Genomic DNA, 12,968 nt, shown 5'->3' on the forward strand with positions numbered 1-12,968 from the left:
CAACGACCAGACAACTGCTGGTCATTGCGGTTTTTTGCGCTGCCTGTTAATTGATACTGACGCGGCCGACCGCTGGATTCGCTTGCCCCATAAAGGCCGAACCGGGAAGCTGGCGCTGTCATTCACCCTACGGAGAGCCTCTGCCTTGGATTGGCCCACCCTGTTGACCCGCGAACGTCTTGGAAAACCCCTGCACAGCCCTGAAGAACTGGGCCGCAGTCCCTTTCACAAAGATCACGACCGCATTATTTTCTCTGGCGCGTTCCGGCGCCTGGGGCGCAAGACCCAAGTACACCCGGTGACGAGCAACGACCATATCCACACACGCTTGACCCACTCGCTGGAAGTCAGCTGCGTGGGGCGCTCCTTGGGCATGCGCGTAGGCGAAACCCTGCGCGGCGCCCTGCCCGACTGGTGCGACCCGAGCGACCTGGGCATGGTGGTGCAATCGGCCTGCCTGGCCCATGACATCGGCAACCCACCGTTCGGGCACTCTGGCGAAGACGCCATTCGCCACTGGTTCCAACAGGCCGCCGGGCGCGGCTGGCTGGATGACATGAGCAGCGCCGAACGCAATGACTTCCTTAACTTCGAAGGCAATGCCCAGGGTTTTCGGGTGCTCACCCAACTTGAATACCATCAGTTCGACGGCGGTACGCGGCTGACCTACGCCACCTTGGGCACTTACCTTAAATACCCCTGGACCGCCCGCCACGCCGACTCGCTGGGCTACAAGAAACACAAGTTTGGCTGTTACCAGAGCGAGCTGCCGATTCTTGAGCAAATCGCCCACAAGCTGGGGTTGCCTCAGTTGGAGGAACAACGTTGGGCGCGTCACCCGCTCGTGTATCTGATGGAGGCCGCCGACGACATCTGCTATGCGTTGATCGACCTGGAAGACGGCCTGGAAATGGAGTTGCTGGAGTACGCCGAAGTCGAGTCATTGCTGCTGGACCTGGTCGGCGATGATCTGCCACAAACCTATCGCCAACTGGGGCCAATGGACTCGCGCCGCCGCAAGCTGGCGATCCTGCGCGGCAAAGCCATCGAGCACCTGACCAACGCAGCGGCGCAGGCGTTCGTCGAACAACAGGACGCCCTGTTGGCCGGCACGCTGCCGGGGGATCTGGTGGAGCACATGCACGGCCCGGCAAAGCGCTGCGTGCTGGATGCCAAGGACATGGCGCGCAAGAAAATCTTCCAGGACAAGCGCAAGACGTTGCATGAAATCGGGGCCTACACCACCCTGGAAATCCTGCTGAACGCCTTCTGCGGCGCGGCCCTTGAACAACATGGCGGGCGCACCCCGTCGTTCAAGAACCGGCGCATTCTCGACCTGCTAGGCAATAGCGCGCCAGACCCCGCCTGGTCACTGCACGCCTCGTTCCTGCGGATGATCGACTTCATCGCCGGTATGACCGACAGCTACGCCACCGAAATGGCACGAGAAATGACCGGGCGCTCCGGCCCCCAATAACGACTTCATCAGGCAACCTGTTCCCTGAAGCGAATTGCCCTACGACGGGAACAGAGCGGCCTGATCGAATTCGTACAGACACTCGAAGAATAATCACGCGCGCTCCCAACGGACCAGCCGAGTCATTCCTACTGCCCCCATCGACGCTTGCCTTACTGTGTGCTCTTTATGCCCAGCTATTCTCTCCGTATTCTTTTGGTGGAGGATCACCCCTTTCAACTCCTGGCCACCCAATGCCTGCTCAGAAGTTTCGGCTTCGACCAACTGACCGCGGTGGAAAATGCCGAGCAGGCCATACGCGCGATGAGCCAGTCCGAACACCCTTTCGACCTGATGTTATGCGACCAATGCCTGCCAGACCTGCCTGGGCTTGAACTGGTGGAAATCGCCAGCCGCCGACGCTTCATCAGCAGTGCCATCCTGTTGAGCGGCTTACCTACGCCAGAACTGGTCAACCTGACGACACAAGCCGCGCAACGAAATCTCCCCCTCCTTGGCTATTTGCCAAAACCTTTGAACAAAGATGATCTTGAAATATTAATCGGCTTAACTTTTGACCCCCTCATGTAGGATTTTAAACATTCCTTTCAACGAAAATAGATACGAGGCCCGCCGTAAATTCCCCAGCCTTGCGTCTTGTCATGATCGACCTCGAAACGCTCACATACCCTGTCACGATTACCTAACAACTTGTAGGTCTATACCTTTTTAAATGTAGGAACTTTCCTGTTCTGCATCTACTCCTTGCGAGCTTCATACTGCGGACTCACCTTCTGAGCTAATGTGCCCGCTTTATCTGCACCTGCATGGAATGTGACTATGAACTCAGTTTTTATTATCGACGACCATCCCGTTATCCGGCTTGCCATTCGAATGTTGCTGGAACATGAAGGTTACAAAGTCGTCGGCGAAACAGATAACGGGTGCGATGCCATACAGATGGTGCGTGAATGCCTTCCAGACTTGGTGATTCTCGACATCAGCATCCCGAAACTTGATGGCCTTGAGGTGCTCTGCCGGTTCAACGCCATGAACACCTCGATGAAAACCCTGGTCCTCACGGCTCAATGTCCGACGTTGTTTGCCACGCGGTGCATGCGCTCGGGGGCAGAGGGCTATGTGTGCAAGGAGGGTGACCTGAGCGAGTTGCTGAGCGCCATCCGCGCGGTGCTATCCGGCTACAACTACTTCCCCAGCCAGGCCTTGAATGGCCCCGGAACGGAAGGCATGGATGCTCAGGAGCTGGAACTGTTCAAGACCGTCAACGACCGGGAGCTGATGGTGCTGCAACTGTTTGCACAAGGTCGCACTAACAAGGAAATCGCCAAAGGTATGTTCCTGAGTAACAAGACCGTCAGTACTTATAAGAAAAGATTAATGCAAAAACTCCAAGCCAAATCCTTGGTCGACCTCATCGAGTTGGCAAAACGAAACGCGCTAGTGTGAGAAAGCGGATGCCCAGGCGTATAAAGGACTATCTGATTATATTAAGTGCCGGTTTGTACTTCAGCACAACTGTGCTGGCAGAGCACCAAACCAGCCCGGAACGCTTCACCCTCTTGAGTCGTGCGGGAGCTGTACAACTGGACACTCATTTTGACAAGGCCCAGCGCCAGTGGCTGCATAACAAACGTGAACTAACGCTGGGTACATCCAGTCCTGACTACCCACCCTTTGACCTCACGTCCAGCGGACATGATTATGAAGGCCTTACCGCCGATTACGCGGGATTGCTGGCCAAGGCACTCTCCCTGCCCATCACTGTGATGCGCTACCCGTCCCGGGCGGCTGCCATTCGCGCCCTGGAAGCCGGGGAAATCGACTTGTTGGGCTCCTCCAACGGCTTTGAGGCTGCAACGCCGAATCTGATCCTCTCCGAACCCTATGCGGTAGACCAGCCAGTCCTGGTCACACGCGAGGGAGAAACCCGCAGCCTCAGTGAAGGCCTCGACGGGCTGCGCCTGAGCCTTGTCTATCACTACCTGCCGCTTAATGAGGTGGAAAAGCTGTACCCCAAGGCGATCATCCGCGCCTACCCCTCTTATCAGAATGCCTTGAATGCAGTGGCCTTCGACCAGGCGGATGTGTTTCTCGGTGACACCATTTCCACCCATTACATGATCAACAAGGGCTACCTCAAAAACATTCGCATGGCCAACTTCGGCAAGCATGAAGCTTATGGTTTCAGCTTTGCCACGCGTCAGGACAACCGGATGCTCTTGAGCATTGTCGATTCAGCACTGGCTTCGGTGCCCATCAATGAACGGGAGAGCATCGCCAAGCGTTGGAGCGCCGGCAGCGATATCCTGCTGACCGACAAGAAACTGCAACTGACCCAGCGCGAAGAGCGTTGGCTCAAAGACCACCCGGTGGTGACGGTCATCGTCAACGAAACCTTCGCGCCACTGACATTTTTCGATGCGGACGGCAACTTTCGCGGGATCACCGCGGACCTGCTGGAATTGATCCGCCTGCGCACCGGCCTGCGTTTTTCGGTACAACGTGGGCGCGACGTCAACGCGATGATCGACCAGGTCGCGACCCAGAAAGTCGATATGATCGGGGCCATCGTTCCCAGCAACGAGCGAGACCCACAACTTAATTTCAGCCGCCCTTACCTCGAAAACTCCTATGTGCTGTTGACGCGCAAAGAGCCAGGAGCGCCGTCGAACATGGAGCAAATGGCCGGAAAGCGCCTGGCGATAACCCAGGGTAACCCCTTGGCCGCAACCTTGACCAAGGACTTTCCTGAGATTCACCTGGTGGAAACCAGTGATACATTCAGAGCATCCGAGCTGCTCGCACAGGGACAAGTAGATGGGGCCGTGAACACCCTGGTGATCGCCAACTACTTCCTGTCTTCCCAGGTTTTCCAGGACCGCCTGCAAATCAGCGCCAGCATCGGCACCACCCCCGCAACATTCACCCTGGCCACCTCGCGCCAAGCCACGGAGTTGAGCTCGATCCTCGACAAGGCCCTGCTCAGCATTGCCCCGGATGAAATGGGCGTGATCAACAGCCGCTGGCGGGGCTACACCGCCGCGTCCGACAGTTACTGGCGAAACTATCATCAGTTGATCGCGCGCATCATCATCGGCACCGGCCTGTTGCTGTTGATTTCCTTGGCCTGGAACGCCTACATGCGGCGCCAGATCAAGCATCGAAAAATGGCCGAACGCGCCCTCAACGATCAGTTCGAGTTCATGCGCGCGCTGGTCAATGAGACGCCGCATCCGATCTACGTGCGCGACCGCAATGGCCTGCTGCAGACCTGCAACGACAGCTACCTGCAGGTGTTCGACGTCAAGCGTGAAGACGTGATCGGCAAAAGCGTGACCCAGATGAGCATGGCCCTGGAGTCGGAGGCGGCCCAGTACCATGCTGACTATCTGCGCGTGGTGGCCGAGGGCAACCCGCTGATCCTCGATCGCAGCCTGCATATCCACGACAGGAAACTGACCATCTACCACTGGATCCTGCCTTACCGCGACTCCACGGGTGAAGTCCAAGGCATCATCGGTGGCTGGATCGATATCAGTGACCGACGCCAGCTATTCGATGAACTGCGCGCCGCCAAGGAGCGTGCCGACGAGGCCAATCGCGCCAAGAGCACGTTCCTGGCCACCATGAGCCACGAGATTCGCACCCCGATGAACGCCGTGATCGGCATGCTCGAACTGACGCTCAAGCGCGCCGATCAAGGGCATCTTGACCGTCCGGCAATCGAAGTGGCGTACAACTCGGCCAGAGACCTGCTGGAACTGATCGGTGACATCCTCGACATCGCGCGTATCGAGTCGGGCCGCCTCAGCCTGGCGCCGGAGCGCGTGAACCTGCGGGAGGTCATTGAATCAGTGGTGCGCGTGTTCGACGGTCTTGCACGGCAAAAAACCCTCAGCCTGCTGCTGGAGTTCAAGCCCGACCTTAACGATATCGAGGTGCTGATAGACCCGCTGCGCTTCAAGCAGGTGCTCTCGAACCTTGTGAGCAACGCGATCAAGTTCACCGAACAGGGGCAGGTCAAGATCAAGGTTGAACTGCAGCCTACCCAGGCACCGGAGCAGATCGAGCTGAAACTGGTGGTGGAAGACACCGGCATCGGCATCAGTCGGGAGGACCAACTGCGCCTGTTCGAACCCTTTGCGCAAGCAGACAATTCCGGGCAACTGGCCCGTAGTGGTGCGGGCCTGGGACTGGTGATCTGCCGCAGCCTGTGCGCGATGATGGGCGGCCAACTGAGCCTGAGCAGCGTGCCCATGGTGGGCACCCAGGTGCACGTCAACCTGAGCATGCCCCGCTTGCAAGCGGTCCAGCCGGTAGGTGACCAAACGCCGCAAAAGCCGGCTACCGCACTGATGCTTAATGTACTGGTGGTCGACGATCACCCGGCGAACCGCCTGCTGATGTGCCAGCAGTTGGGCTACCTGGGCCATAAATTCACCGCTGCCGAGCACGGTGCGGCGGGGTTCCAGGCCTGGCGTAAAGAGCATTTCGACTTAGTGATTGCCGACTGCAATATGCCCATCATGAATGGCTATGAACTGAGTCGCTCAATCCGTGAGTATGAGCAGCGCGAGCAATTGGTGCCCTGCGTGGTACTGGGCTTTACCGCCAACGCCCAGCCAGAGGAAAGGCAACGGTGCGTGCAAGCCGGCATGGATGACTGCCTGTTCAAGCCCATCAGCCTTACCGTGCTGGAGCGCCAACTGACACACATTGTCCCTAAAGCCGTGCACCCACGGCTGGACCTCGAATGCCTGGAAGCGCTGACCGGCGGTGATCCCCACTTGAGTCGACGCTTGCTGGAGGAACTGCTGAGCAGCAGCCTTCACGACCGCCAGCTGCTTATCGAACTGCTGGATCGACACGCGCCCCTCTCAGACATCATTGAGCAAGCTCACAAGATCAAAGGCGCGGCCCGTATCGTGCAAGCCCACTCATTGGCGGGGCAATGCGAAGCCTTGGAGCAAACCTGCTCTCGCAATGAGGAGTGGGCGGTGATCGAAAGCGGCATCAAGGCACTGGAACAACTCATGCTGGAATTGGAAAAGATGTTGCAGGTTCAGCTGGATGAGCTGCCAGGCCAATAAGTGCAACAGCCGGTAGCCCAAGGAACGAGCAAACGCGCTCCTTGCGCTACCGGCATAAACACCCGCCGCTTCAGCAGTCGGTCAATCGCAGGAAAATCGCCGCCAAGCGCTCGATCCCCACCTGGTCCTGGGGGGTAAACCGGGCCAAGGACGGGCTGTCGAGGTCAAGGACGCCAATCAATTGACCGTCCTTGACCAAGGGCACCACCAATTCACTGTTCGAAGCGCTGTCGCAGGCAATATGGCCTGGGAATGCGTGCACATCTTCCACGCGCTGGGTTTGCCGCGTTGCCGCAGCCGCACCACACACGCCACGACCGAACGGAATGCGCACACAGGCGATTTGCCCCTGAAATGGCCCAAGCACCAGCTCTTCATTGCGATTAAGGTAAAAACCCGCCCAGTTCAAGTCATCCAGCTGGTTGAACAGGAACGCGGAAAACTGCGCACTGTTGGCAATAAAATCGCGTTCATCAGCCAACAGCGACTCCAGTTGCGCGCACAGCATGGCATAGCCATCAAGGCCGCTGCCGGCCTGTTGTAGATCGATCATGGTTGACGTTCCAGCAATTTGAGACCTACCCAGTAACGGGCGAATTGATAGGCACACCGACCATTGCGGTTGCCGCGCCCAGTGGCCCAGCGTACCGCGAGGACATCAAGCTGTTCATCGCGCTGCCACTGCAAGCCGGCCTTGCTGGCCAGCTCACCGATCCAGTGCTCCACCACATCCAGGAAATGCTCCTGGCTAAACGGGTAGAAAGACAACCACAAACCAAAACGATCCGACAAGGCAATCTTGTCTTCAACCGCCTCGCTCGGGTGCAACTCGCCATCCACGCGTTTCCAGTTGTCATTGTCGCGCTGGTTTTCCGGCACCAGATGGCGACGGTTGGACGTGGCATACAGCAGCACGTTTTCCGGCGCCTGCTCCAGGGAGCCATCCAGCACGCTCTTGAGCACCCGATAGTCACCTTCGCCGGCCTCGAACGACAGGTCATCGCAAAACAAAATAAAGCGTTGTGGTAGCTTGATCAGTTGCTCGACCACCCGCGGCAGGTCCGCCAGGTGGTCACGCTCGATCTCGATCAAGCGCAGGCCCGCGTTGGCGTGCTGGGCGAGCAAGGCACGGACCATGGAAGACTTGCCGGTGCCACGCGAACCCCACAACAGCGCATGGTTGGCGGGCAAACCGTCGAGGAACTGTTGGGTGTTGCGCGCCAGTTGTTCACGTTGCTTGTCGACACCTATCAGGTCCGACAAGCGCATGTCCAGGCTGACCTCCAGCGGCAACAGGAAGCCATTGCGGCCTTCGCGCTGCCAACGGGCGGCGAGGCATTGGTTCCAGTCGATCGCTTGGCGCGGTGCGGGTAACAACGGTTCCAGGCGAGCCAGCACCGCATCGGCACGCTCAAGAAAGGCATTCAATCGAGAATCCACAGCTATTCCTCTGGCAAGTTCTTGCAAAAGATGGCGTATTGGCAACCCTGCGGCACACTGCATGGGCTGCATCAAACAAACGATTCATGCCGGGCAAGCCAAAGCTTGTGGATGTTCAGCTATGCTTGCCGGGCGAAGGGAAACGCTAAGTGGTTCAACACTCGATGGATATCAAGTTCGCCCACCGCTTGTCTTATAAACAAGCCAGATTGACTGTGCTGGTCGGTTTCGTGTTGGGAACCTTGCTCAGCCTGATCCAAATCGGCATTGATTATGCCAGCGAAGACGCATCCATCAACCGTGAAATACGCTCACTGATTGAAATCAGCCATAACCCGGCGTCACGCATCGCCTACAACATCGATGCCGAACTCGCCCAGGAACTGACCCTGGGCCTGCTGCACTCCCCTGCCATCATCCGCGCGCAGTTGATCGACAACAATGGCGTGGTGCTGGCCGACGTCAACCGCCCGCGCAAAGAAAGCAACTATCGGCCCGTCAGCGATTTTCTGTTTGGGGCCAATCGCCAGTTTGAAGACCGGCTGTTTCTCAGCCATATGCCCAACGACTCCCTGGGTGTGCTACGCCTGGACGTCGATACCTATGCCTTTGGCAGCCGTTTCCTGCATCGCGCCGAGATCACCCTGCTCAACGGCTTCGCCCGCAGCCTGCTGCTCACCGGGATTTTGCTGGGCCTGTTCTATGTGATGCTCACCCAACCGCTGGTGCGCATTATTCGCGAACTGAGCACACGCAAACAGGCGCGACTGGATTGCCCCGCGGGGCATGAACACGATGAAATCGGCGTGCTGGTCAATGTCGCTAACCAGCAATTTGAAAACATGGAAACCGAGATCCAGCAACGGCGCCACGCCGAAGACCGCCTCACGGAGTACCTGGGGCAGCTGGAAAATATCGTTTCGGCGCGCACCCTTGAACTCAAGGCCAGCAACCAACGCTTGAGCCAGTCCAACGATGAGCTGGAAGCAGCGAAAATGACGGCGTTGGGCATGGCCCAGGCGCGGGCGGCATTCCTGGCCAATATGAGCCATGAAATCCGCACGCCACTCAATGGGCTGCTGGGCATGATTGCCCTGTCACTGGACAGCCCGCTGACTGCCGAACAGCGCCAGCAACTGTCCATTGCCCATGACTCAGGTAAAGTGCTGGTGGAGTTGCTCAACGATATCCTCGATCTGTCCAAATTCGACGCTGGGCAACTGGAGCTGGAGCATATTCCGTTCGACCTGGGCTCCCTGGTGGAGGACACCGCCAACCTGCTGTCGCAAAACGCGGCGCCGAGTGTTGAGTTGACCTGCCTGATCGACCCGCGATTTCCCGCCCAGGTGATCGGCGACCCAACCCGTGTGCGGCAAATCGTCAGCAACTTGCTCTCCAATGCCTTGAAGTTCACCCGCTTTGGCCGCGTCGACGTGCGCCTGCGCGCCTCGGCAGGCAGGGTCAGCATCGAAGTGTGCGATACCGGCATTGGTATCGCTCAGGAAGCCCAAGTGAAAATTTTCCAACCATTCACCCAGGCCGGCGCTGGCATCACCCGCCAGTTTGGTGGAACGGGATTGGGCCTGGCGTTGACCCATAACCTGTGCGAAGCCATGCAAGGTCGTTTGAGTATCAGCTCGGAGGTGGGCTTTGGCAGCCAGTTCTGCGCCGACCTCCCGCTGCCCGCGCATCTGCCTGCCACACGCTATGCACCGCTCACCGGCGAGGTGATCGCCATCACCAACGCCGGCGGCGGGCTGACGGAGCTGCTCACCACCCTGCTACCCTCTTGGGGGCTGACGCCGCGCTGCTACTCCCAGGACGATGATCTGAGCGGGCTGGCGCCCGACCTGTTGATCACCGACTGCCCTGAATGCCTGTTCCGCTTGCGCCCGGGCATCAGCGCGCCGATTCTGCTGGTCACCGCCTACGGCAACTTTTTGCCCAGCGCTGAAGTCGCGGCCCTGGCGCCGCTGCAGCAACAAGCCCGCCCGTTGAGCCGCAACGCGCTGTACCAGATCCTGCAACGCAACCTGCGCAGCGACGCGCAACTGGTCCTCGATCCGGTGCAGATAGAAGCCGCACCGCTTGCGCACCGCGCGCGCATCCTGCTGGTGGAGGACAACGCGGTCAACCAACTGGTGGCCAAGGGCATGCTCAGCAAGCTCGGGTGCGAGGTGATCGTCGCGGCCCACGGTGGCGAAGCCCTCAAGCTGCTGGAGGATCAGCGCTTCGATATGGTGTTGATGGACTGCAACATGCCCGTGATGGATGGCTATGAGGCCAGCCGACAGATTCGTCGCAGCGGGCGGTGGCCGGACTTGCCCATCGTGGCCTTGACCGCCAACGCGATGGCCGAAGAACGCGAGCGTTGCCGGGCCGCGGGAATGAACGATTACCTGGCCAAGCCGTTTCGCCGGGAAGAACTCAACGCCTTGCTGGAGCTGTGGGTACCGAAGACCATCAGCCTCTGAGGGGTACCCGCAATGCTTAGGTCATTTGAGCAGGGCTTCGATCTCCTGGGTCAAGTCCTGGGGCTTGGTGGTTGGCGCAAAGCGCTTGACCTGCTGGCCATCACGGCCGATGAGGAACTTGGTGAAGTTCCACTTGATGTTCTTGGAACCCAGTAGTCCCGGGGCCTGTTTTTTCAACTGCACGAACAGCGGGTGGGCATCGCTGCCATTGACGTCGATTTTCTTGAACAGCGGAAAACTGACGCCGAAATTCAGCTCGCAGAACTCGGATATCGCGCCTTCGTTGCCCGGTTCCTGCTTGCCGAACTGGTTGCAGGGAAAGCCGAGCACCACCAGGCCCTGGTCCTTGTATTGCTGCCAAAGCTGCTCAAGGCCCTTGTACTGCGGGGTGAAGCCGCATTTGCTGGCGGTGTTGACCACCAAAATGGCCTTGCCGGCAAAATCGGCCAAGGTCTTTTGTTCACCCTTTATGGTGGTGCAAGGGATGCTCAGCAGGGAGTCGCTCATGGCAATGCCTCAGTCAGGAAAAAAGAGCCTTATTTTAGGAGCGAGCTTGCTCGCGAAAAACTATCAGGCGCCGCGTTCATTCAGAAAAACCCGCGTTATCGTTGACGTTCTTCGCGAGCACGCTCGCTCCTGCAGGGACCATGCAAGCCTAGCGCGGCACCAGCTCCAGGCATACCGAGTTGATGCAGTAGCGCAGCCCCGTCGGCGGTGGACCGTCCGGGAACACATGCCCCAGGTGTGCGTCACACTTGGCGCAAGTGACTTCGGTGCGAATCATGCCGTGGCTGACGTCGCGGATCTCGACCATTGCGCTATCGGCAATCGGCTCATAGAAGCTGGGCCAACCGCAGCCGGAATCAAACTTGGCCTTGGAATCGAACAGCGGCTCGTTGCAGCAGATGCAGTGGTAGACGCCGTCGGTCTTGGTGGCGTTGTACTTGCCGCTGAACGGTCGCTCGGTACCCTTGAGACGGCACACGTTGTACTGCTCCGGATCGAGCATCGCCTTCCATTCATCTACAGTTTTCTGCAACTTTTCCATCGGTACACCTCGGCAACTGAAAAACCCTGATCTGTGTCTTTTCCATGGATCAGACGGCACGTATGATTGCGCCTCTTCAAAACGCCAGTCTGGCACCCGCGCCATCGGCATTCAAACGTATTTATGGGTGCGGGCCGTGCAGGCTTCACCCTACGGTAGTGCCTACGCCGTCGGGATCGTTCATTTTCAGGATCACATCGCCATGCAGGTCAGCAAATCGAACAAGCTCGCCAACGTCTGCTATGACATTCGCGGCCCGGTGCTCAAGCACGCCAAACGCCTGGAAGAGGAAGGCCATCGCATCCTCAAGCTGAACATTGGCAACCCGGCGCCGTTTGGTTTCGAAGCGCCGGACGAAATCCTCCAGGATGTGATCCGCAACCTGCCGACCGCCCAGGGCTACAGCGACTCCAAGGGCCTGTTCAGCGCGCGCAAGGCGGTGATGCAGTACTACCAGCAGAAGCAGGTCGAAGGTGTCGGCATCGAGGACATCTACCTGGGCAACGGCGTGTCCGAGCTGATCGTGATGTCCATGCAGGCATTGCTCAACAACGGCGATGAAGTCCTGGTGCCAGCCCCGGATTACCCGCTGTGGACCGCCGCCGTGACCTTGGCGGGCGGGCACCCGGTGCATTACCTGTGTGATGAGGGCGCCGACTGGTTCCCGGACCTGGCCGACATCAAGGCCAAGATCACTCCCAACACCAAGGCTCTGGTGATCATCAACCCGAACAACCCCACCGGCGCCGTGTACTCCAGGGAAGTATTGCTGGGCATGCTGGAACTGGCGCGTCAGCACAACCTGGTGGTGTTCTCCGACGAGATCTACGACAAGATCCTCTATGATGACGCCGTGCATATCTGCACCGCCTCCCTGGCCCCGGACCTGCTGTGCCTGACCTTCAATGGCCTGTCCAAGTCCTACCGCGTGGCGGGTTTCCGCTCCGGCTGGATCGCCATCTCCGGGCCCAAGCACAATGCGCAAAGCTATATAGAAGGCATCGACATGCTGGCCAACATGCGCCTGTGCGCCAACGTACCGAGCCAGCACGCGATCCAGACCGCCCTCGGCGGCTACCAGAGCATCAATGACCTGGTCTTGCCTCAAGGCCGCCTGCTGGAGCAGCGTAACCGCACCTGGGAGTTGCTCAACGCTATCCCCGGCGTGAGCTGTGTGAAGCCCATGGGTGCGCTCTATGCGTTCCCGCGGATCGACCCGAAAGTCTGCCCGATCCTCAACGATGAGAAGTTCGTGCTCGACCTGCTGCTGTCGGAAAAACTGCTGGTCGTGCAAGGTACCGCCTTCAACTGGCCATGGCCGGATCACTTCCGCGTAGTGACCTTGCCACGCGTGGATGACCTGGAAATGGCCATTGGTCGCATCGGCAACTTCCTGAAGTCCTATCGCCAGTAAGGCCATTGACGCTGTACGACTCACA

10 protein-coding genes and 2 pseudogenes are annotated in these 12,968 nt (G+C 58.7%); 8 read left to right on the forward strand and 4 right to left on the reverse strand.

The features are described 5' to 3' along the window. Positions 1-145: 145 nt before the first annotated feature. From BT199_RS24155 to BT199_RS24170, 4 genes are all read left to right on the forward strand, one after another. A complete protein-coding gene (locus tag BT199_RS24155; RefSeq protein WP_014717688.1) occupies positions 146-1,477 on the forward strand; it encodes a deoxyguanosinetriphosphate triphosphohydrolase in 1,332 nt (443 codons plus the stop codon). A 168-nt stretch (positions 1,478-1,645) separates the two neighbouring features. After that, positions 1,646-2,047, forward strand: coding sequence for a response regulator (locus BT199_RS24160; RefSeq protein ID WP_014717687.1), 402 nt, complete (start codon positions 1,646-1,648; stop codon positions 2,045-2,047). A 249-nt stretch (positions 2,048-2,296) separates the two neighbouring features. Further along, positions 2,297-2,923: a response regulator transcription factor gene (locus BT199_RS24165; RefSeq protein ID WP_014717686.1), complete on the forward strand. Its 627-nt coding sequence runs from the start codon at positions 2,297-2,299 to the stop codon at positions 2,921-2,923. Between the two features lie 8 nt (positions 2,924-2,931). Next, the gene (locus tag BT199_RS24170) at positions 2,932-6,567 is read left to right on the forward strand and encodes a transporter substrate-binding domain-containing protein (RefSeq protein ID WP_032874100.1); all 3,636 of its coding nucleotides are present in this window, start codon (positions 2,932-2,934) and stop codon (positions 6,565-6,567) included. A gap of 70 nt (positions 6,568-6,637) precedes the next feature. Here BT199_RS24170 and BT199_RS24175 read toward each other — a convergent pair whose 3' ends face one another. Next, positions 6,638-7,120: a GAF domain-containing protein gene (locus BT199_RS24175; protein ID WP_014717684.1), complete on the reverse strand. Its 483-nt coding sequence runs from the start codon at positions 7,118-7,120 to the stop codon at positions 6,638-6,640. Then, positions 7,117-8,007, reverse strand: coding sequence for an ATP-binding protein (locus BT199_RS24180; protein ID WP_072435587.1), 891 nt, complete (start codon positions 8,005-8,007; stop codon positions 7,117-7,119). The genes BT199_RS24175 and BT199_RS24180 overlap by 4 nt, the downstream gene beginning before the upstream one ends. 1,010 nt (positions 8,008-9,017) lie before the next feature. Here BT199_RS24180 and BT199_RS27765 point away from each other — a divergent pair. The 3 genes and pseudogenes from BT199_RS27765 to BT199_RS27775 all read left to right on the forward strand — a co-directional run. Further along, positions 9,018-9,680: pseudogene (locus BT199_RS27765) on the forward strand (ATP-binding protein); the annotation flags it as partial. Further along, positions 9,611-9,835: a DUF2486 family protein gene (locus BT199_RS27770; RefSeq protein ID WP_370706063.1), complete on the forward strand. Its 225-nt coding sequence runs from the start codon at positions 9,611-9,613 to the stop codon at positions 9,833-9,835. The pseudogene BT199_RS27765 and the gene BT199_RS27770, both read left to right, overlap by 70 nt. A 289-nt stretch (positions 9,836-10,124) precedes the next feature. Continuing rightward, positions 10,125-10,481: pseudogene (locus tag BT199_RS27775) on the forward strand (response regulator); the annotation flags it as partial. Between the two features lie 21 nt (positions 10,482-10,502). Here BT199_RS27775 and BT199_RS24190 read toward each other — a convergent pair. Beyond that, positions 10,503-10,988: a glutathione peroxidase gene (locus tag BT199_RS24190; protein WP_014717681.1), complete on the reverse strand. Its 486-nt coding sequence runs from the start codon at positions 10,986-10,988 to the stop codon at positions 10,503-10,505. A 148-nt stretch (positions 10,989-11,136) separates the two neighbouring features. Further along, positions 11,137-11,529 (reverse strand): peptide-methionine (R)-S-oxide reductase MsrB, encoded by a 393-nt coding sequence (gene msrB, locus BT199_RS24195; protein ID WP_014717680.1) that lies wholly within the window; start codon positions 11,527-11,529, stop codon positions 11,137-11,139. 202 nt (positions 11,530-11,731) lie between these two features. Here msrB and BT199_RS24200 point away from each other — a divergent pair, with 202 nt between their 5' ends. Continuing rightward, positions 11,732-12,943 carry a pyridoxal phosphate-dependent aminotransferase gene (locus tag BT199_RS24200; RefSeq protein ID WP_003209058.1) on the forward strand — a complete coding sequence of 404 codons (1,212 nt, stop codon included), beginning with the start codon at positions 11,732-11,734 and terminating at the stop codon, positions 12,941-12,943. Positions 12,944-12,968 lie beyond the last annotated feature (25 nt).

The organism is Pseudomonas sp. NFR02, from assembly GCF_900119375.1.
Classification (GTDB): Bacteria; Pseudomonadota; Gammaproteobacteria; order Pseudomonadales; family Pseudomonadaceae; genus Aquipseudomonas; species Aquipseudomonas paracarnis.